At 72.2% G+C, this 19,735-nt stretch carries 16 protein-coding genes and 1 pseudogene; 7 read left to right on the top strand and 10 right to left on the bottom strand.

The genetic code is table 11. From position 1 onward, the window contains the following. Nucleotides 1-127: 127 nt before the first annotated feature. The 5 genes from V9U70_RS30395 to speB all read right to left on the bottom strand — a co-directional run bounded on the left by V9U70_RS30395 (nt 128) and on the right by speB (nt 8,920). Nucleotides 128-1,612, bottom strand: a complete 1,485-nt coding sequence (locus V9U70_RS30395) for a S28 family serine protease (RefSeq protein WP_336680394.1) — start codon at nt 1,610-1,612, stop codon at nt 128-130. A 149-nt stretch (nt 1,613-1,761) separates the two neighbouring features. After that, on the bottom strand, nt 1,762-2,121 hold the full coding sequence (locus V9U70_RS30390) for a hypothetical protein (protein WP_336680393.1): 360 nt from the start codon (nt 2,119-2,121) through the stop codon (nt 1,762-1,764). A 233-nt stretch (nt 2,122-2,354) separates the two neighbouring features. Next, nucleotides 2,355-6,086 (bottom strand): ABC transporter ATP-binding protein, encoded by a 3,732-nt coding sequence (locus V9U70_RS30385; protein WP_336680392.1) that lies wholly within the window; start codon nt 6,084-6,086, stop codon nt 2,355-2,357. A 156-nt stretch (nt 6,087-6,242) separates the two neighbouring features. Continuing rightward, nucleotides 6,243-7,925 (bottom strand): thiamine pyrophosphate-binding protein, encoded by a 1,683-nt coding sequence (locus V9U70_RS30380; protein ID WP_336680391.1) that lies wholly within the window; start codon nt 7,923-7,925, stop codon nt 6,243-6,245. After that, on the bottom strand, nt 7,922-8,920 hold the full coding sequence (speB, locus tag V9U70_RS30375) for an agmatinase (RefSeq protein WP_336680390.1): 999 nt from the start codon (nt 8,918-8,920) through the stop codon (nt 7,922-7,924). Before speB ends, V9U70_RS30380 begins: the two co-directional genes overlap by 4 nt. Nucleotides 8,921-9,172: 252 nt before the next feature. Here speB and V9U70_RS30370 point away from each other — a divergent pair, with 252 nt between their 5' ends. Together V9U70_RS30370 and V9U70_RS30660 are read left to right on the top strand one after the other, a co-directional pair. Continuing rightward, entirely contained in the window at nt 9,173-10,984 is a 1,812-nt protein-coding gene (locus V9U70_RS30370; RefSeq protein WP_336680389.1) for a PucR family transcriptional regulator, read from the top strand. Continuing rightward, nucleotides 10,981-11,364: a hypothetical protein gene (locus V9U70_RS30660; protein ID WP_419724054.1), complete on the top strand. Its 384-nt coding sequence runs from the start codon at nt 10,981-10,983 to the stop codon at nt 11,362-11,364. The genes V9U70_RS30370 and V9U70_RS30660 overlap by 4 nt, the downstream gene beginning before the upstream one ends. A gap of 556 nt (nt 11,365-11,920) precedes the next feature. On the opposite strand, the pseudogene V9U70_RS30655 reads toward V9U70_RS30660, so the two are convergent. Then, nucleotides 11,921-12,007 (bottom strand): annotated as a pseudogene (locus tag V9U70_RS30655) (IS5/IS1182 family transposase); the annotation flags it as partial. A gap of 186 nt (nt 12,008-12,193) precedes the next feature. Between V9U70_RS30655 and V9U70_RS30365 the strand changes: the two are divergent. Next, on the top strand, nt 12,194-12,787 hold the full coding sequence (locus V9U70_RS30365) for a DinB family protein (RefSeq protein ID WP_336680388.1): 594 nt from the start codon (nt 12,194-12,196) through the stop codon (nt 12,785-12,787). 36 nt (nt 12,788-12,823) lie between these two features. On the opposite strand, the gene V9U70_RS30360 is transcribed toward V9U70_RS30365, so the two are convergent. Next, a complete protein-coding gene (locus V9U70_RS30360) occupies nt 12,824-13,075 on the bottom strand; it encodes a helix-turn-helix domain-containing protein (protein ID WP_336680387.1) in 252 nt (83 codons plus the stop codon). Here V9U70_RS30360 and V9U70_RS30355 point away from each other — a divergent pair. Next, the gene (locus tag V9U70_RS30355; RefSeq protein WP_336680386.1) at nt 13,067-13,981 is read left to right on the top strand and encodes a class I SAM-dependent methyltransferase; all 915 of its coding nucleotides are present in this window, start codon (nt 13,067-13,069) and stop codon (nt 13,979-13,981) included. The genes V9U70_RS30360 and V9U70_RS30355 overlap by 9 nt on opposite strands. 39 nt (nt 13,982-14,020) lie before the next feature. Here V9U70_RS30355 and V9U70_RS30350 read toward each other — a convergent pair whose 3' ends face one another. Next, nucleotides 14,021-14,401, bottom strand: a complete 381-nt coding sequence (locus V9U70_RS30350; protein ID WP_336680385.1) for a VOC family protein — start codon at nt 14,399-14,401, stop codon at nt 14,021-14,023. Between the two features lie 340 nt (nt 14,402-14,741). On the opposite strand from V9U70_RS30350, the gene V9U70_RS30345 reads away from it, so the two are divergent. Further along, on the top strand, nt 14,742-15,659 hold the full coding sequence (locus V9U70_RS30345; protein ID WP_336680384.1) for an alpha/beta hydrolase: 918 nt from the start codon (nt 14,742-14,744) through the stop codon (nt 15,657-15,659). Between the two features lie 70 nt (nt 15,660-15,729). Here V9U70_RS30345 and V9U70_RS30340 read toward each other — a convergent pair whose 3' ends face one another. Next, a complete protein-coding gene (locus V9U70_RS30340; RefSeq protein WP_336680383.1) occupies nt 15,730-16,077 on the bottom strand; it encodes a hypothetical protein in 348 nt (115 codons plus the stop codon). A gap of 130 nt (nt 16,078-16,207) precedes the next feature. Here V9U70_RS30340 and V9U70_RS30335 point away from each other — a divergent pair, with 130 nt between their 5' ends. Both V9U70_RS30335 and V9U70_RS30330 read left to right on the top strand, forming a co-directional pair. Then, nucleotides 16,208-17,005 (top strand): helix-turn-helix domain-containing protein, encoded by a 798-nt coding sequence (locus V9U70_RS30335; RefSeq protein WP_336680382.1) that lies wholly within the window; start codon nt 16,208-16,210, stop codon nt 17,003-17,005. Next, entirely contained in the window at nt 16,998-17,219 is a 222-nt protein-coding gene (locus tag V9U70_RS30330; protein WP_336680381.1) for a DUF397 domain-containing protein, read from the top strand. The genes V9U70_RS30335 and V9U70_RS30330 overlap by 8 nt, the downstream gene beginning before the upstream one ends. Nucleotides 17,220-17,264: 45 nt before the next feature. Here the strand turns inward: V9U70_RS30330 and V9U70_RS30325 are convergent, their stop codons facing one another. Continuing rightward, the gene (locus V9U70_RS30325; RefSeq protein WP_336680380.1) at nt 17,265-19,652 is read right to left on the bottom strand and encodes an excinuclease ABC subunit UvrA; all 2,388 of its coding nucleotides are present in this window, start codon (nt 19,650-19,652) and stop codon (nt 17,265-17,267) included. Nucleotides 19,653-19,735: the final 83 nt, after the last annotated feature.

Below are 19,735 nucleotides of genomic sequence, written 5' to 3'. Positions count from 1 at the left end.
TCCCGTCGTGTCCGTACGGCCGCGGGGGACCGCACGGCCGTGCCGGAGCGCCCGGACCGCGCGGGCACACGGCCGCTCCGGCATCCCGAGCGCTACGGGCGCACGCCCGCGACGGCCGGGGCCCTGCCTACGGGCGCAGCGTGGCTTCCTCGCGCTCGATCTCGCCGTTGCGCCGGTCCAGCCTCTTGTCGAACTTCGCGAGCGGCTTCGCCTTCGCCGGGTCCGCCTCGACGGCCGCCGGGGCGACCCCCGCCCAGCGCAGGATCGCGGCGGTGGCCTTCGCCTTCTCCTCGTCGGCGAGACCCGAGACCTTCGCCCCGTGGTTGCCGCCGGGGACGGTGTAGACGTAACTGTCCTTCGCTCCGCGTCCGAGGCGGAAGGGCTCCGCGCTCCACGGGTCGTTCTCGCCGTTGACGTACATCATCTGCCGGGCGTTGCGCTTGACCCAGCGGTCGATGTCCCGCATCGCCCACCGGTCGAACGTCATGGGGATGGAGCGGGGCACGAAGGTGCGCGGGGGCTGGTAGCCGTAGCGGCTCAGCTTGCCGAGCCACGGCTGCTTGATGTCCGGCGACCCGAGCTGTGTGCCCGCCTGGTAGTAGTACGGGGTGTACCGCTCCAGGCCCTGGTCCACGTAGGCGGCGAAACCGGAGATGCCGTCGACGGAGTCCCAGATGGCGTCGTCGGAGGCGTTTTGGGCGTCGGCCGGGATGTCCGCGCAGTCGGCGAGCAGGCTGTACTGCCAGAACGCCCACACGTAGTCCATGACCGTGGCCTCGTAGGCCCGGTCGAGGGAGCCGACGGTGTCGAAGGTCCAGCCCTGCGACGCGGCCAGCTCCTTGTACTTCTTCTGGAGCGGGGCACGGCGGACCAGCGCCTCGCGCTGCACGCCGGCCAGCCGGTCACGGCACTCCTTGGTGCCGACGTCCCGGAAGAACCGGTCGTAGGCCGAGTCCTCGCGGTCCACCACGTCGTTGGGCGCGACGTAGGCGACGACTCCGTCCATGTCGTTCGGGTAGAACCGCTCGAAGTACGTGGCGGTCATGCCGCCCTTGGAGCCGCCGGTGGCCAGCCACTTCTTCGCGTAGATCTTCTTGAGTTGCGTGAACACGCGGTGCTGGTCGCTGGCGGCCTGCCAGATGTCGAGCTTGGACCAGTCGGCGGGGGCCGGGCGCGAGGGGGTGAAGTAGCGGTACTCCAGGGAGACCTGGTTGCCGTCGACGATCTGCGTCGGCTCGCTGCGGCTGGGGTTGGTCGACACGTTGTAGCCGCTGGTGAAGAACACCGTCGGGCGGCTCGTGTCCTTGTGCAGCAGGGTGACGCGCTGCTGGAACGTCCCCTCGGACGGGCGGCGGTGGTCGACCGGCTGGGTGTAGCCGAGGACGAAGTAGCGGTACCCGGGGTAGGGCTTCTCCTCGATCAGGCTCATTCCCGGGATGGCCAGGATGCGGTCCTTGATGTCCTCGTTGCCCGCTTCGCTGCTTGTGGCAGCGCCGCTGCTCCGCTTCGTGGCCGGTTCCGCGGCGGTGGCCGCACCGGCCGAGGCTCCCGTCGCTCCGACCGTGCCTATGAGCACCGCGAGCGAGACAACCCCAGTGAGCGCCTTGCGCATGCACCCTCCCCTTGATTCACGACAGTCGCCGTGAACTTATCGGGGCGCCCCACGCCACGCCAGACCCGGTCGCCCGGTTCCCGTCCGCGTCTTCCGCGCTTACGCCGCGGGTGCGGGCGTTCGCGACAGGCCTCGCTCCCCGGGAGGAATCAGCACAGAATCCAGCCGGTGGACGCCGACTTCCCGGCGATGGCGCCGGTCGCCCGGACGCAGCGGTTGAGTGCGCTGACGGTGACCGGGCCCGCCCTGTGCGTGTACGAGCCCCGGTCGGCGACGGCGCGGCCGCCGCGCGGCTGGAGCGTGACGCTCATCGCCCGCCGCTTGCCGGGCTTCTTGGCGACGGTCACGGCGCAGACGCGGGCGCGGCTCTTGAAGACGCGCAGCTCGCCGGTCGAGAACGCGACCGTCTTCGCCGGGCGCCCCGAGCAGCCGGTGGCGGCCTGCGCGGCGCCGGGAGCGCCGATCAGGAGGACGAGCCCGGCGAACAGGGGCAGGACGAGGACGTACACGAGCCACGGCCGCCTTCCCGCGGTCACCGCCGCCACCGCCCGGCGGCCCGTGGGCCCGACGGCCGCCGGCCTCACCGCCCGTACCGGCCCCCCGCCTGCCGACACCGGGCCGGTGCCGGCCCGTTCCGCCCTTGGCTCGAACACGTTCGCCCCCACCTGACCTCTGTACGCATCCGTGCGTCCCTGGCTACGACGCAGCAGCCCCCCGCGGGGTTGCGTCCAGCGCCGGGGCGTCAGACGCTCGCCGGCTCGTCCTCCCCTATCCCCTCGCCGATGAACGTGCGCCACAGCCGGGCGTACTGCCCGTTGCGGGCCAGCAGTTCGGAGTGGGCGCCGTCCTCGACGACGCGCCCGTGGTCCATCACGACGACCCGGTCGGCGCGGGCGGCGGTGGTCAGCCGGTGCGCCACCACCAGCGTGGTGCGGCGTCCGGTGAGCCGGTCGGTGGCCTGGTTCACCAGGGCCTCACTGGCCAGGTCCAGGGCGGCGGTGGCCTCGTCCAGGAGCAGCACGTCCGGGTCGACCAGCTCGGCGCGGGCCAGCGCGATGAGCTGGCGCTGTCCGGCGGACAGGTTGCGGCCGCGCTCGGCGACCTCGTGCAGGTAACCGCCCTCCAGGGTGGCGATCATCTCGTGCGCGCCGACCGCACGGGCCGCGGCCTCCACCTGGGCGTCGGTGGCGTCGGGCAGCCCGTAGGCGATGGCGTCGCGGACCGTGCCGGCGAAGAGGTACGCCTCCTGCGGGACGACCCCGAGGCGGTGCCGGTAGGCCGTCATGTCAAGCGTGCGCAGATCGAAGCCGTCGGCGGTGACCCGGCCGCTCGTCGGGTCGTAGAACCGGGCGACCAATTTGACCAGGGTCGACTTGCCCGCGCCGGTCTCACCGACGAAGGCGACCGTCTGGCCGGCCGGGATGCGCAGGTCGACGCCGGTCAGCGCCTCCTCCTCCTTCCCGTACGCGAAGGAGACGTCCTCGAACGCGATCTCGCCGCGCAGCGAGGCCACGTCGCGCGGCTCGTCCGGGGCGGCGGTGGAGGTGGGCTCGCGCAGGAGTTCCTGGATGCGGCCGAGGGAGACGGTGGCCTGCTGGTAGCCGTCGAAGACCTGGGAGAGCTGCTGGACGGGGGCGAAGAACAGGTCGATGTAGAGGAGGTAGGCGACGAGCGCGCCGGTGGTGAGCGTGCCGTTGTCGATCCGGCCGGAGCCGACGATGATGACGGCGGCCGCGGCGATCGAGGACAGCAGCTGGACGAAGGGGAAGTAGACGGAGATCAGCCACTGGCCGCGGACCCGTGCCTGGCGGTAGTGGTCGCTGCGCCCGGCGAAGCGGGCGGCCCCGTCGTGCTCGCGGCCGTAGGCCTGGACGATACGGAGGCCGGAGACGGACTCCTGGAGGTCGGCGTTGACGGTGCTGATGCGCTCGCGGGCCAGTTCGTACGCCTTGACGCTGCTGCGCCGGAAGAAGACGGTGCCGATGACCAGAACCGGCAGCGTCGCGAAGACGACCAGGGCGAGCTGGACGTCCAGGACGAGCAGCGCGATCATGATGCCGAAGAAGGTGACCAGGGAGACGAACGCGGTGACGAGCCCGGTCTGGAGGAACGTCGACAGCGCGTCCACGTCCGTCGTCATCCGGGTCATGATCCGGCCGGTCAGCTCGCGCTCGTAGTAGTCGAGGCCGAGGCGCTGGAGCTGGGCGAAGATCTTCAGGCGGAGCGAGTAGAGCACCCGCTCGCCGGTCCGGCCCGTCATCCGGATCTCGCCTGTCTGGGCGGCCCACTGGACGAGTACGACGACGAGCGCCACGGCCGAGGCCGCCCACACCGCGCCGATCGAGACCTGGGTGACGCCCTCGTCGATGCCGTGCCGGATCAGGATGGGCAGCAGCAGGCCCATGCCGGCGTCGACCGCGACCAGGCCGAGGCTGACCAGGAGGGCCGCGCCGAAGCCGCGGAGGAGCCGGCGCAGCCCGTAGGAGTCCTCCGGCCGCACGGCGGCGGCCTCGTCGACGTCGGGGGCGTCCGTGGCGGGCGGCAGCGCCTCGACCTGGGCGAGCAGTTCGGGCGTGGCGGGCGTCCCGGCGGCCGTGGTGTCGCGCTGGTCCTCCGTGCGGACCCACAGCTGGGGGGTGATCCCGCGCTCGGCGTCGAACTCGGCGTCCAGCTCCTCCTGGAGCGCCAGGTCGCCCTCGGGGTCCGCCTCGACGTGCGGCGGCCGGTGGCCGGGGGAGGCCCCGCCGAGCTCGTCGGGGTCGGTGAGGAGACGGCGGTAGAGCGGGGAGGTGCGCTCCAGCTCCTCGTGGGTGCCGACGGCGGCGAGCCGGCCGCCGTCCAGGACGGCGATGCGGTCGGCGAGCTGGAGGGTGGAGCGGCGGTGGGCGATGAGCAGGGTGGTGCGGCCCTCCATCACCTGCCTGAGGGCTTCGTGGATCTCGTGCTCGACGCGGGCGTCGACGGCGGAGGTGGCGTCGTCGAGGAGGAGGAGCCGGGGGTCGGTGAGGATGGCGCGGGCGAGCGCTACGCGCTGGCGCTGACCGCCGGAGAGGGTGAGCCCGTGTTCGCCGACGGTGGTGTCGTAGCCCTTGGGCAGCTCGGCGATGAACCGGTGGGCCTGTGCGGCGCGGGCGGCCTGCTCGATCTGCTCCTGGGTGGCGTCGGGGAAGCCGTAGGCGATGTTGGCGCGGACCGTGTCGGAGAACAGGAAGCTGTCCTCCGGGACGAGCCCGATCGCGGAGCGCAGGGACGCCTGGGTCAGCTCGCGGACGTCGTGGCCGCCGATCAGGACCGCGCCGCGGGACACGTCGTAGAACCGGGGCAGCAGGAGGGAGACGGTGGACTTGCCGCTGCCGGACGCGCCGACGACGGCGACCGTCTCGCCGGGCTCGACGGTGAGCGAGAAACCGTCGAGGACCGGGCGCTCCGGGTCGTAGCCGAAGCGGACGTCGTCGAACTCGATGCCGGCCGGGGCGTCGGCGGGCAGCTCCTTCGTGCCGTCCCGCATCGAGGGCTCGGTGTCGATCAGCTCCAGGACGCGCTCCACACCGGCGCGGGCCTGCTGGCCGACGGTGAGGACCATGGCGAGCATCCGGACCGGGCCGACGAGCTGGGCGAGGTAGGTGGAGAAGGCGACGAACGTGCCGAGGGTGATCTCGCCCCGGGTCGCCAGCCAGCCGCCGAGCGCCAGCATGGCGACCTGGCCGAGCGCCGGCACGGCCTGGAGGGCCGGGGTGTAGCGGGAGTTCAGCCGGACCGTGCGCATGCGCCCGGCGAACAGCCTGCGTCCGACGGCGCGGAGCTTGCCGGTCTCCTGGTCCTCCTGGCCGAAGCCCTTGACGACGCGGACGCCGGACACGGCCCCGTCGACGACTCCGGCGACGGCGGCGGCCTGGCTCTGGGCGTACCAGGTGGCGGGGAAGAGCCGGGTGCGGGAGCGGCGGGCGATGAACCAGAGCGCGGGGGCGACGGCGAGGGCGACGAGCGTCAGCGGCAGGGAGAGCACGGCCATGACGGCCAGGGAGATGACGAAGAGCAGTACGTTCCCGACGGTCATCGGGAGCATGAACAGCAGCCCCTGGATCAGCTGGAGGTCGCTGGTGGCCCGGCCGACGACCTGCCCGGTGGACAGCTCGTCCTGGCGCTTCCCGTCGAGCCGCACGATCGTCGCGTACATGTCCGTACGCAGGTCGTGCTGGACGTCCAGGGCGAGCCGGCCGCCGTAGTACCGCCTGATGTAGGTGGCGATGTAGACGAGGACGGCCGCGCCGATGAGCAGCCCGGTCCACACGGCCAGCGAGCGGGTGTGGCCGGTGACCACATCGTCGATGATCACCTTGGTGATGAGCGGCACGAGGGCCATGACGGCCATCCCGGCGAGCGACGAGCCGAGGGCGAGGACGACGTTGCGCCGGTAACGCCACGCGTACCCGGCCAGTCGTCGGCCCCACCCCTGTTGCGCTGCGCCCGTCACGCCTTGCCTCCCGCCTCGGCCGGTCTGCCGGCCTGTCCGCTTGCCCGTCGGTCCCACCTGATCTACCGGAAGGCACCAACGCCCCGGGACGCGGTTTTCATCCCGCCGCCTCGAACGGGGCGGCGGGACGAACGGGCGGCGAACGGGGCCGGAGGCCTACAGATGCGTCGGCTCGAACATCCTCAGCAGGGCGGGGAGCACGACGACGGACGGTCCCGGGGCCGCCAGCGCCTTCGCCAGGTCGGCGGCGAGGGACTCGGGCGTCGTCCGGACGGCGGGAACGCCGAAGGACTGGGCGAGGGCGACGAAGTCCGGACGGGTCAGCTCGGTCGCGGTGGTCTCCCCGAAGGCCTCCGTCATGTACTCGCGCAGGATGCCGTAGCCGCCGTCGTCGACGATCAGCCAGGTCAGGGGCAGGTCGTACTGGCGGGCGGTGGCCAGCTCCGCGAGGGAGTACATCGCACCGCCGTCGCCGGAGACCGCGAGCACGGGATTCGTCGGGTCGGCGACGGCCGCGCCGACGGCCGCGGGGAAGCCGTAGCCGAGGCCGCCCGCGCCCTGGGCGGAGTGCATCGTGTTGGGGCGCCGGGCGTCGAAGGCGGACCAGGCCCAGTACGCCAGGATCGTCATGTCCCAGAAGCTGGGCGCGGTGTCGGGCAGCGCCTCCCGGACGGCGGCGAGGACCTGCTGCTCCAGGGCGAGGTCCTGGGCGTCGATCCGGGACCGAACCCTCTCCAGCACCGTGCGCACCCGCTCGGCGGCCGAGGCGTCCTCGCGGGGCTCCACCGCCTCCAGCAGGTCGGCGAGCGCCTCGCGGGCGTCGGAGTGGATGCCGAGGGCCGGGTGGTTGGACTCCAGCTTCCCGGCGTCGGCCTCGATCTGGATCACCCGGCCGCGCGGGCGGAACGTGTGGTAGTTCGAGGACAGCTCGCCCAGGCCGGAGCCGACGACGAGCAGGACGTCCGCGTCCTCCAGGAAGTCCGTGGTGTGCCGGTCCTCCAGCCAGGAGCGCAGGGACAGCGGGTGTTCCCAGGGGAACGCGCCCTTGCCCCCGAAGGTGGTCACGACGGGGGCGCTGATCTTCTCGGCCAGGGCGCGCAGCTTGCCGGAGGCGTCGGAGCGTACGACTCCGCCGCCCGCGACGATCACCGGGCGTTCGGCGTTCGTCAGCAGGTGCGCGGCGGCGACCGTCAGCTCGGGGCGCGGGTACAGCTCGCGCGGGGTGGCGTCCATGGCGCTGACGACCGGCAGCGACGTCTCGGCCACCAGCACGTCCTGCGGGATCTCCACCCAGACCGGCCCGTGCGGGGCGCTCAGCGCGGACTCCCAGGCGGCGGCGATCGCGGAGGGGATCTGCGAGGCGGTCCGCACGGTGTGCACGGATTTCACGATGTCGCGGACCGAGGCCTGCTGGTCGCGCAGCTCGTGGAGGAAGCCGTGCCGGCCGCCCCCGAGCCCGGCGGCGGGGACCTGGCTGGTGATCGCGAGCACGGGCGCCGACGCGGCGGCCGCCTCCTGGAGCGCGGCGAGCGAGGTCAGCGCGCCGGGCCCGGTGGACAGCAGCAGCGGCGCGACCTCGCCGGTGATCCGGCCGTACGCGTCGGCGGCGAAGCCCGCGTTGTTCTCGACGCGGAGCCCCACGTAGCGGAGGCAGGAGCGGCGCAGCGCGTCGAACACGCCGAGCGCGTGCTGGCCGGGGAGCCCGAAGACGGTGGTCGCGCCCAGCCCCTGGAGGGACTCGACGACGAGGTCGCCGCCGGTGCGGCCGGGCGGCGGGCTCAGCGCTGCCGCGGCCTGGGCGGGGGTGAGCCGCGGCCGGTCGTCGTGATCATGACTCACTTGGCTTCCTCGGTTCCCTTGGCTTCCTTGGCTACCTTCGCAGCGGCGATCTGCCGGGACATGATCGTCGTCAGCTCGTAGGCGGCGTGCGAGGCGGCCACGGAGGTGATCTCGGCGTGGTCGTACGCGGGAGCCACCTCCACCAGGTCGGCGGAGACCAGGTGGCAGGAGGCGAGGCCGCGCAGGATCTCCAGCAGCTCGCGGGAGGTGAGGCCGCCGGCCTCCGGGGTGCCGGTGCCCGGGGCGTGCGCCGGGTCCAGGACGTCGATGTCGATGGATATGTAGAGCGGGCGGTCACCGATCCGCTGACGCAGCTGGTCGGCGATCTCGTCGACTCCACGGCGCATCACGTCGGCGGAGGTGACGATGCCGAAGCCCATCTTCTCGTCGTCGGTCAGGTCCTGCTTGCCGTACAGCGGGCCGCGGGTGCCGACGTGGGAGAGCGCGGAGGTGTCGAGGACGCCCTCCTCGACCGCCCGGCGGAAGGGGGTGCCGTGGGTGTACTCGGCCCCGAAGTAGGTGTCCCAGGTGTCCAGGTGCGCGTCGAAGTGGAGCAGGGCGACGGGCCCGTGCTTCTTGGCGACGGAACGCAGGAGCGGCAGGGCGATGGTGTGGTCGCCGCCGAGCGTCATGAGGCGTGCGCCGGTGCCCAGCAGGTCGTCGGCAGCGCCCTCGATCGTCTCGACGGCCTCGTGGATGTCGAACGGGTTGGCCGCGACGTCCCCGGCGTCGGCGACCTGCGCGAGGGCGAACGGGGAGGCGTCCTGGGCCGGGTTGTACGGGCGCAGCAGCCGGGACGCCTCACGGATCGCGTTGCCGCCGAAGCGGGCCCCGGGCCGGTAGGAGACCCCGGTGTCGAAGGGCACGCCGACCACGGCGACGTCGGTCCGGCCGACCTCGTCGAGCCGGGGCAGCCGGGCGAACGTCGCGGGCCCGGCGTACCGGGGGACGCGGGAGGAGTCGATGGGGCCGCGCGGCGCGTCGGTGCTGCTCATGGGGGGGGTGCCTTTCCTTCGGTTGCGTACGGTCTCATGCGTGCGGGGCGCGGGGTGCGGTACGCCGCCGGGGCCGTACCGCACCCCGTTTCGTCCCGCGCGGCGAGGGCGGGGCCATCGGGCGCCTCGTGGGTCTCCCTCCGCCCGTTCCGCGCGGCACAGGGGTGTGCGAGGACGACGGTAGGTCGCGGGAGGCCGTCGCTGAAGTGTACGTTTCCTCCATTCTCGACGCCTTGAACGGATGATCTGTCCATGCTGGACACGCCGCCCCCTCCTTTCGCACCCGCTCCGGCGGGCCCCACCGGTCCGCCGACCCCGCCGATCCCGCTCACCGCCCTCCTGGCGCGCGAGGAGCTGGGGCTGCGCCGGATCGCCGGTCCCGACCGGGCCGACGTCCTGTGGGTGCACACCTCCGAGATGGCCGACCCCTACCCGTACCTGCTCGGCGGCGAGCTGCTGCTGAGCGCGGGAGTGCTGCTCACGGACCCGGACCGCTACGTCGCCCGGCTGGTGGAGGCGGGGGCCTCCGCCCTCGGTTTCGGGGTGCGGCCGGTGCACGAGACGGTCCCCCAGGCGCTGGTCGAGGCCTGCGAGCGGCACGGTCTGCCCCTGCTGGAGGTGCCGCCCGCGACCCCGTTCACCGCGATCGCGCGGGCGGTGTGGCAGCTGATGGCCGAGGCGCGCCACCGCGAGCTGCGCCGGGTGAACCGCGCCCAGCAGGCCCTGGCGTCGGCCGCGGCCCGGCCCGATGCCGTACCAGCCCTCCTGCACCAGCTCGCGGCCCAGCTGACCGGCCGGGCGGTCCTGCTCACGGCGCGGGGCGAGGAGATCCACGCGGCGGGCCGCCGCCCGCCCCCGGAGGCGGCCGCCGCGCTGACCCGGCTGGCCCGCGTGGTCGCCCGCCAGCGCCCCGGCTCCCCCGCCTCGGCCACCGACGCCCACGGCGGCACGCACCTCTCCGCGTACGCGCTCGGCGGCGGCGAGGGCCTCGTCCTGGCCCTGGCGGCCCCCCAGCGCGAGCCCGGGGACCACACGGTGGCGGGCATCGCGGCGGTCCTGCTCTCCCTTCTGGCCGCCCCGCACCAGGGCGCGGACGCGGCGGGCCGATCGGCGGCCCTGGTCCGCCTGCTGCTGGGCTCCTCCCCCGCCGAGGTGGCGCCGCTGCTCGCGCCCGGCGGCACCGACGGGCGCGGTGGGCGCGGTGGGCGCGGTGGCTGCGGTGACCCGGGCGACGTGGGCGACGTGGGCGGCTCCGACGACTCGGGCGGTTCCGGCGGCCTCTGGACGGTGGTCCACGCCCGGCGCACGGACGGCAGTGCGGCGGACGCCCTGACGGCGGGCGCCCTCGGCGCGGCCCTGGGTTCGGCCCTGGTCGACGCGGGACGGGACGGCGGCGACGCGGTGCGCGTACTGGTGCCGGTGCCCGGGGCGACTGCCGGGGCGGCGGCTGCCGACGTGGCGGGGCGAGCGGGCGTGGCGGGGCCTGCCGCCTCCGGGGCGGGACGGAGCGCGGAGGCGCGGCGGAGCGCGGTGGCGACGGGGGCGGAGGTGGCGGGCGCGGAGGCAACGGGGGCGGAGGTGGCGGCCTCTGAAGAGCCGGCCTCGAAGGGCTTCGCCCCGGAGGCCACCGCCGCGACGACTTCCACCCCGGCCACGACCCTGACCCCGCAGCCCGGCTGGACGCTCGGTGCGTCGGCCCCCACCCCCGTCACCGCTCTCGACGCCGCCGACGCCCTGGCCGCCCGCGCGCTGGCCCACGCGGAGGCGACCCGCGCCCAGCTCGCGGTGGACACCCCGGCGAGCGGCGGCCTCGCCGCCCTGGTCCCGCCCGAGCAGGCCGCCGCCCACGCCCGCGCCCTGCTCGCCCCGCTCACCTCGCCTCTGGCCGCCACCCTGCGGTGCTGGCTCTCCCTCCACGGCAACTGGGACCGCACGGCGGTGGCGCTCTCGGTCCACCGGAACACCGTCCGCCAACGCGTCCGGCGGTGCGGGGAGTTGCTGGGCATGGACCTGGACGACATGGACGTGCGGGCGGAGTTGTGGTTCGCGTTGCGGCAGGGGTGAACGGGCGTCCGGGCCGGGCGGGTGCTCGGGCCGGGCGGGTGCTCGGGCCCGCGATCCGGCCGGCGCCGACGTCCGGGTCCGCGTCCACCGTCGACCGCCCGCCGCACGACGAAACGGTCCCCGGAGGGACGCCTTGCTGCGGAGGCGCTCGTGCGCGCACTAGCCGGGGAGCCGGCGGCAGCCGCGACCGGATGGCCCGCGGGCACGGGCAGGGGCGGGCTGCTCGAACCGGTGGGCATGCGTCCGGACCATCACGGGTGCTGGGCGCGGCGACTGCGACGAACGAGTACGTGGAGGGTGACCTCGACACGAAGCAGGCTCAGAACGCCGCGAAGACCGTCCGTCTTGACCTGCTCAAGGACATGAGAGCCGGAAAGTGAGCGAGAACGAGCTGGTCAATCTGGCGAGCCTCCCCCGTCTTCACCGGTGATCCGGCCCTGTTGGACACGAAGGTGACCGCGCTGACCAAGGACGGCGCAAGGATCGCCACGGCCGCAGGCGACATCTACAGCAGTTTCGGCGGGTCTTCCTGCCTTCTACAAGGCTCTGGAATACGTTGCATCCAATTACTACGAGGACGCCAAGGAGATCACCGAATATCTCCTGGCAGGATATGAACTGCTTAGCGTAATGAGCTCTTCCGAAGATGCACTGGACTCAGGGAGACCATACTCGGCGGAGACTCACTCTTCAGCGACGGCAACTGGGTCTGGCGAGGCGACCTCTGGTTCTACGTATGGAAACACCGCGGGCGACTGCCGGATGAATTTCTCGCGCGCGTAAGAGAACAGGATTATGCAATGCCCGCCGAGAAGGAGACCGAGCTCGCCGAAATTGCTCAGAGAGTACAAGATGGCCTTATGGCAGGATGACGACGACCTCACCAGGTACCACGCAGGTCTGGAAGCCGGGCAGGATGCAACGGTGGTGGGACGCAGGACACGCCTTCGACGGCGGGATCAGCGGCTCCGCGATCTCCCACAACCCGTCCGGAACGATCCAACGCCACGCGCCCCGCCCCACGCCGAGCCCAACAACCGACTCACCACATAAGCCACGGTCTTGGAGCTTGTCTAACGTGGCAAGTTTTGCGAGCTTCTTGGCAGCAGGTCAGGGCGGAGACCACGGCCAGGCCTCGACTCTGCCCGCCGTTGCGGACCACATACCGGACCTTGAGACTACGAACAACCCATGGCAGGCTCATGCCGCATGATCGGTGAATTCGCGAAAGACAACCTGCACGGGAGACTGCGGCGGGACCGCCAGGCGCTGCTCTGGAAACTCGACGGCTTGTCCGAATACGACGTCCGCCGACCTTTGACAGCGACCGGGACCAACCTCCTCGGCCTGGTCAAACACGTGTCTCTGGTCGAAGCCAGGTACTTCGGCGAGGTCTTCGACCGCCCTTCCCCAGAACCGCTGCCCCGGTGGCAGGACTCCGACGGCAGCGATCAGTGGGCAGCCGAGGGCGAGACCCGCGATCAGATCATCGGATTCTACCGGCGCACGTGGGAACGCTCGGACGCGACGATCAACGAGCTTCCCCTCGACGCCCCCGGCCACGTGCCGTGGTGGCCGGAGCCTCACCTCAAAACGAACCTGTTCGCTGTTATGACCCATGTCCTCAGTGAGACCGTTCGGCATGCCGGGCACGCCGACATTCTGCGCGAGGGCCTCGACGGCCGGACCGGGCTGCGCGCCGAACACGAGCAGCAAATCGACGAGGACGCCCGTGCAGCCCACCGCGCGAAGATCGAGCAGGCCGCCCGGTCGGCCGCGCCAGCGCGTAACTCACCCGACTGATCCGAGGACAGTGGACCGTCGAGGCCCTGCATCACGTCACCGGACGCCGGCCGTGAGCCGGTCGAGCGCGATCCCGTGGTGGCCGGTCTCGATGCGGCTGAGCGCGGACGGGCTCAGGCGGCTGCGGGCCGGGAGGTCGTCGAGCGACCAGCCGTGCGCCGAGCACAGCGCCCTGATCGCCCTGATCCGTTTGCGCGCGAGGCTGCCCAGGCTCTCTTTATCTTGCGTTTTCGGCAAGATGGTGTGCGGATAGCGAAAGTTCTTCGTAGGGTCGGTTCCATGGCTCACGCACACCGCCCCGGGCACTCCGGGCACCGTTCCCCCGCACACGCCGCACCCCACCCCGGCGCCGCCGACGCCCCCGCCACTCCCGGCGAACCGCCCAACGGTCTTCCCGAGATCCTCGACCTCGACGCCGCACTGTTCGCCCCCCACCTGACCGCGCTCACCGGCCGTATCGCCTGTCTGGCCGGAGACGACGTCCGGCACATCGTGGACATCGGCGCGGGCACCGGTACCGGCACGTTCGCCCTGTTGGAGCGCTTCCCCGCCGCCCGGGTGACCGCCGTCGACAGCTCCCCCGCCATGCTCGACCGGCTCGCCGGGACGGCCAGGGACCGGGGGCTGGGCGACCGGGTGCGCACGCTGGAGGCCGACGCGGGCGCGGGGCTGCCGGGTGTCGTCGATGCCGACCTCGTCTGGGCGTCGGCCTCTCTGCACCACCTGGACGACCCCGCCACCGCCCTGGCCGGCATCCGCGCCGCCCTGCGCCCCGGCGGGCTGCTGGCCGTCGCGGAGGTCGACGGCACGCCGTGGTTCCTCCCCGAGGACGGCAGCTCCGGCGGCCTGGAGGCCCGCTGCCGCGAGGTGCTCAACGCCCTGCGCACCGAGCACCTGCCGCACATGCGCGCCGACTGGGGCGCCCTGCTCGCAGCGGCGGGCCTTCCCGTGGAGCAGGAACGCGCCGAGCGGTGGGAACTGCGCTCCCCGCTGCCCGAGGGTGCAGGCCGGTACGCCTACCTGGTCTTCGAACGGGTCCGCGGCGCTCTGGACGGGCGCGTCGGTCCCGAGGACCTGGCCGCGCTCGACCGGCTCCTCGACGGCGGGCCGCTGGACGTACGCCACCGGGACGACCTCGCCGTACGGTCGACCCGTGAGATCTGGATGGCCCGCCGCCCCGCCGACCACGGCTGACCGCGGGCAGCCGGCGGGGCCTGCCCTGCCCGGTCGGTCTCAGAGCGGGTTGAGGCGGGCCTTGAGCAGGCAGAACTCGTTGCCCTCCGGGTCGGCCAGGATGTGCCACTGCTCCTGCCCCGTCTGGCCGATGTCTGCCGGGCGCGCACCGAGCTCCAGAAGGCGTTCGAGTTCGGCGCCCTGGTCGCGGTCCGTCGCGTTGAGGTCGATGTGCAGCCGGGACTTGCCCGGCTCCGGCTCGTCCCTGCGACTGAAAATGATCGTCGGCTGGGGGCCGCCGAACCCTTCGCGCGGCCCGATCTCCAGCGTGCCGTCGTCCTCGCGGTCGAGCACGACGAAGTCCAGGACCTCGCGCCAGAACCGCGCCAGCACCTCGGGATCGCGGCAGCCCAGGACGAGTTCACTGATCCGACACGCCATGGACGAATCCCGCTTCCGGTAGGGAGCCCGCCGGGAGGGCACCCCATGCGGCTCAGGGGCCCCGCCGGGGAAACGATCCGGCGACCGTATCGGACCGGGCGAGCACGGGCGAAGGGTTCTCCCCTCGGGCGGAGGGGCGGACGGGCCAAGCAGCCACGGCCGGTCGTCGGCCGTTCAACGCGGCAGTCGCCGCCACCGCCGTGACGGTCAGCGGGCTTCTCGACGTCGCGCACTCGGCCGCCCGGGAGGCTCAAGAAGGCCCGGTGGCAGTGCCGTACGTCAACGGCCCCGTAGTCCGGCGGCGTTAACGTGGCGGGCGACCCGAGTGAAGGGAGAGGCCGTGCGGTTCGCGCTGGACGCACTGCTCGCCGAGGTGCCCGCGGAGCAGGTCGACGAAGCTCGCGACTTCTACCGGTCGAGAGCGGCGGGCCGTGGGCCCGGCTCGTTCGAGGAGCTGAAGGAGGCACGGGCGAACAGACCCGCTCCCCGCGCCGCCGTCCCCCCTGCCGTCGAGGAGACGATCGAGGCCGCCGGAGTGCGCGTCCCCGTCCGGATCTTCCTGCCGTCCGGCGGCCCACCCCGGGCTGTCTGCCTGGACATCCACGGCGGCGGCTTCTTCATGGGCTCCGCGGCACAGGGGGACGTGCGCAACCGCGAACTCTCGGACGCCTTGGGCATCGCCGTCGTCAGCGTCGACTACCGGCTCGCGCCCGAGCACCCCTGGCCGGCGGCGCCCGACGACTGCGAAGCAGTGGCGCTCTGGCTCGTCGCGGAGGCCGAAGCCCGCTTCGGCACGTCGCGGCTCACGATCGGCGGAAGCTCCGCGGGGGCCACACTCGCCCTGGCGACCCTGCTCCGGCTGAGGGACAGAGGCCGCGTCGGCCGATTCGCCGGCGGAGCGCTCCAGTTCGGCACATACGACCTGAGCGCACAGACCCCGGCCGGTCGCCGCATCGCGGACGAGTACTTCATCCAGGCCTACGCCGGCCATGTGGCCGACCGCGCCGCCCCCGACGTCTCCCCCCTCTACGGCGATCTGGGCGGGCTCCCCCCGACGCTGCTGGTCGTCGGAGGCGAGGACGTGCTGCTGGAGGACAACCTGGCGCTGGCCGGCCGGCTGTCGGCGGCGGGCAACGACGTCGAGATCCGGATCTACCCCGCGTCGCCCCACGGCTTCACGGGCCATCCCACGGCCATGGCGAGGACGGCGGTCAGCGGTGTGGAAACCTGGCTGCGCGACCGGGTCGCGCCGTCGTGAGCAGCCGGGGTCCGGCGACCCGGCCCGGCCTGTCCGTACGCCCGTCGGCCCGGAGAGCCCCTGTGACGCATCACGGCCGCAGCCGCACCGGCCCGCCTCCCGCCGGGTGACCACCCTCGTCGCAGCCGTCCGGCATCCCCAGCCTCAGCCCCCTGCTCCGGGCGATGCGGTGGACGTCCCGCAGGGAGTGCGTCAGGGCCGCCGCGACATGGCGGAGCTGGACCTCCGTGGACCGGTCGTCCTCCAGCAGGTCGTCCGCGTGGTCGAGGAGTTCGAGCGCCATGCCGAGCTGTACGGCCTCGACCTTGTCGGCGGTCCGCGATACGTGCCCCGAACCGTTTCCGACGACGTAACAGGGCTTGCCTCCCGTTCCGGTCCAGGGAAGCAACCGTGCGGTGTCGGGGGACTGTGCGTTCATGTGGACGTCAACTCCGTGGGTGGGGGTGAGCTCTTCACTGCGTAGTGATCCACTCACAGAGTGGAGTCGGCCCGGCTAGGCTCGCCAGAGGGTTCGGAGTGACAACGGCTTCGTCGCACGGGAGTTGGCTGTGAGTAATACCTATGGCACATGGTTGAAGGCGCAGCGTGAAGCGGCCGGACTGACCCAGCAGCAGCTCGCGGACCTGGCCCTGATGACTCGCTCCCACATCTCGCACATCGAGGCCGGTCGGCGGGTGCCGAGCGAAGAGGACGCCCGGCGGCTCGACATGGCGCTGGGAACGGGGAACGTGCTCACCAGTTTCCGGCCCGGAGCAGATGACGAGGCGGTCGCGGACTACTTCGCGCCGGTAGGGCACCTGGAGCAGCAGGCGACGGTGATCCGTGAATTCGCGCCCTCTCTCATTCCAGGCATTCTCCAGACCGAGGCATACGCACGCGCAGTCCTCGGGAGGGCGTTCCCCTCAATGAGCCCGGCAGAACGTGACAGGGCGGTCGTCGCACGGCTGAAGCGCGCGCACATTCTCGAGAACCAGATGTCACCCGCGGTCTGGGCCGTACTCGACGAGGCAGTGCTACGTCGTCCGGTCGGCGGTGCCGCAGCGATGGCCGAACAGATCGACCACATCATCGGCCTGACGGAATCCGAGCGCATCCGTACGCATGTGCTTCCCCTGGGGCTCGGGTATCACCCCTTGCTGGACGGCATGTTGACGCTGATGTGGTTCGACGACCAGCCACCGGTCGCCTACAGCGAAGGACTGCGGATGGGGAAGTTGCACGATGCGCCGTCCGTGGTCGAGGCGTTTCAGGGCGACTACACTCTCGCCCTGAGCGACGCGCTGCCGCTGAAGGAGTCGCTGGCAGTGCTGAAGGCGACATCGAAGGGCTTCAGAGACCATGGCTAGCAAGATCATCCCGGCGGCGTCGCCCCTCAACGGCTGGCGCAAGTCGTCCTACAGCAACGGCGACGGCGGCAGCTGCCTCGAAGTCCAGGACCACCACCCCAGCGCCGTCCCCGTCCGCGACTCCAAGGTCCCCGGCGGGCCCGCCCTGCTGGTCCCCGCCGCCGGGTGGACGTCCTTCGTGGACGCGGTCAAGGGCGGGGCCTTCTCCGCCTGACCCGGAGGCCGGGCGGAGAAGGCGCAGAGGGCTCGGAGGCCCGCCTCACTCCCCCACGTAGGCCGCCAGGTGCTCGCCCGTCAACGTGGAGCGCGCGGCGACCAGGTCGGACGGGGTGCCCTCGAAGACGACCGTGCCGCCGTCGTGGCCCGCGCCGGGGCCGAGGTCGATGATCCAGTCGGCGTGGGCCATGACCGCCTGGTGGTGCTCGATGACGATCACCGACTTTCCGGAGTCGACCAGCCGGTCGAGGAGGCCGAGGAGCTGCTCGACGTCCGCGAGGTGCAGGCCGGTGGTCGGCTCGTCGAGGACGTAGACGCCGCCCTTGTCGCCCATGTGCGTCGCCAGTTTCAGGCGTTGGCGTTCGCCACCGGACAGGGTGGTGAGGGGCTGGCCGAGGCTCACGTAGCCGAGACCGACGTCCGCGAGGCGCCGCAGGATCTTGTGCGCGGCCGGGACGCTCGCCTCGCCCCGGCCGAAGAACTCCTCCGCCTCGGCCACCGACATCGCGAGCACCTCGCTGATGTCCCGGCCGCCGAGGTGGTAGTCCAGCACCGAGGCCTGGAACCGCTTCCCCTCGCAGTCCTCGCAGGGGCTGGAGACGCCGGCCATCATGCCGAGGTCGACGAAGATGACGCCCGCACCGTTGCAGGTGGGGCAGGCCCCCTCCGAGTTGGCGCTGAAGAGCGCGGGCTTCACGCCGTTGGCCTTGGCGAAGGCCTTGCGGATCGGGTCGAGCAGCCCCGTGTACGTCGCCGGGTTGCTGCGGCGCGAGCCGCGGATGGGGCTCTGGTCGATCGAGATGACGCCTTCGCCCGCCGGGATCGACCCGTGCACCAGTGAACTCTTGCCGGAGCCGGCGACACCGGTGACGACGGTGAGCACGCCGAGCGGGATGTCGACGTCGACGTCGCGGAGGTTGTGCGAGGTCGCACCGCGGATCTCCAGCGCGCCGGTGGGCTTGCGCACCTCGTTCTTCAGGGCGGCCCGGTCGTCGAGGTGGCGGCCGGTGACGGTGTCGGAGGCGCGCAGCCCTTCCAGGGTGCCTTCGAAGCAGACGGCGCCGCCCGCCGTGCCGGCTCCGGGGCCGAGGTCGACCACGTGGTCGGCGATGGCGATGGCCTCCGGCTTGTGCTCCACGACGAGCACGGTGTTGCCCTTGTCCCGCAGGCGCAGCAGCAGGTCGTTCATCCGCTGGATGTCGTGCGGGTGCAGGCCGATGGTGGGCTCGTCGAAGACGTACGTGACGTCGGTGAGGGAGGAGCCGAGGTGGCGGATCATCTTGACGCGCTGGGCCTCGCCGCCGGACAGCGTGCCCGAGGGCCGGTCCAGGGCGAGGTAGCCGAGGCCGATCTCCACGAACGAGTCGAGGGTCTGCTGGAGGGCGGCGAGCAGCGGGGCGACCGAGGGTTCGTCCAGGGCGCGGACCCATTCCGCGAGGTCCCGGATCTCCATCGCGCAGGCGTCGGCGATGCTGGTCTTCTTGATCTTCGAGGACCGGGCGCCCTCGGTGAGCCGGGTTCCGTCGCACTCGCGACAGGTGGTGAAGGTGACCGCCCGGTCGACGAACTCCCGGATGTGGGGCTGCATCGACTCGCGGTCCTTGGAGAGGAACGACTTCTGGATCTTGGGGATCAGCCCCTCGAAGGTGAGGTTCGCGCCCTCGACCTTCACCTTGGTCGGCTCCCGGTAGAGGAAGTCCCGCATCTCCTTCTCGGTGAACTCGGCGATCGGCTTGTCCGGGTCGAGGAAGCCGGACTCGGCGTACGTGCGCACGGTCCACCAGCTGTCCGACTTCCAGCCGGGGATGGTGAACGCGCCCTCGGCGATCGACTTGGAGTCGTCGTAGAGCTGGGTGAGGTCGATGTCGGAGACCGTGCCGCGGCCCTCGCAGCGGGTGCACATGCCGCCGGTGCGGCTGAAGGTCGCCTTGACGGCCTTCTTGTCGCCGCGTTCGACGGTGATCGCGCCGCTCGCCTTCACCGAGGGGACGTTGAAGGCGAACGCGCCGGGCGGGCCGATGTGCGGTGTGCCCAGCCGGCTGAAGAGGATGCGCAGCATGGCGTTGGCGTCGGTGGCGGTGCCGACGGTGGATCGGGGGTCGCTGCCCATCCGTTGCTGGTCGACGATGATCGCGGTCGTCAGCCCGTCGAGCACGTCGACGTCGGGCCGGGCCTGCGTGGGCATGAAGCCCTGGACGAACGCGCTGTACGTCTCGTTGATCAGCCGCTGGGACTCCGCGGCGATGGTGCTGAACACCAGCGAGCTCTTGCCCGATCCGGAGACGCCCGTGAACACCGTCAGCCGGCGCTTGGGCAGGTCGATGCTGACGTCCTTGAGGTTGTTCTCCCGCGCACCGTGCACGCGGATCAGGTCGTGGCTGTCGGCGGCGTGCGGCGCGGGCGACTGCTGATCGTTCGTTCTCGGAGCCATGCTCGTCGTCTCTCCATGCTGGATCACTGGATCAGGGGGGCACTGGTGCGCCGGAGCCGTCGTCGTGGCCCGTACGGGCGCGG

This window comes from Streptomyces pratensis (assembly GCF_037137275.1).
Classification (GTDB): domain Bacteria; phylum Actinomycetota; class Actinomycetes; order Streptomycetales; family Streptomycetaceae; genus Streptomyces; species Streptomyces pratensis_B.
This window is presented reverse-complemented; position numbering and strand designations above follow the sequence as displayed.

What these genes read in the sequence shown, in the direction of transcription:
- V9U70_RS30330 (WP_336680381.1), top strand. Translation starts at nt 16,998, where the DNA reads ATGGCTAGCAAGATCATCCCGGCGGCGTCGCCCCTCAACGGCTGGCGC.
- V9U70_RS30340 (WP_336680383.1), bottom strand. Translation starts at nt 16,077, where the DNA reads ATGAACGCACAGTCCCCCGACACCGCACGGTTGCTTCCCTGGACCGGA.
- V9U70_RS30325 (WP_336680380.1), bottom strand. Translation starts at nt 19,652, where the DNA reads ATGGCTCCGAGAACGAACGATCAGCAGTCGCCCGCGCCGCACGCCGCC.
- speB (WP_336680390.1), bottom strand. Translation starts at nt 8,920, where the DNA reads ATGAGCAGCACCGACGCGCCGCGCGGCCCCATCGACTCCTCCCGCGTC.
- V9U70_RS30370 (WP_336680389.1), top strand. Translation starts at nt 9,173, where the DNA reads ATGCTGGACACGCCGCCCCCTCCTTTCGCACCCGCTCCGGCGGGCCCC.
- V9U70_RS30365 (WP_336680388.1), top strand. Translation starts at nt 12,194, where the DNA reads ATGATCGGTGAATTCGCGAAAGACAACCTGCACGGGAGACTGCGGCGG.
- V9U70_RS30350 (WP_336680385.1), bottom strand. Translation starts at nt 14,401, where the DNA reads ATGGCGTGTCGGATCAGTGAACTCGTCCTGGGCTGCCGCGATCCCGAG.
- V9U70_RS30355 (WP_336680386.1), top strand. Translation starts at nt 13,067, where the DNA reads ATGGCTCACGCACACCGCCCCGGGCACTCCGGGCACCGTTCCCCCGCA.
- V9U70_RS30395 (WP_336680394.1), bottom strand. Translation starts at nt 1,612, where the DNA reads ATGCGCAAGGCGCTCACTGGGGTTGTCTCGCTCGCGGTGCTCATAGGC.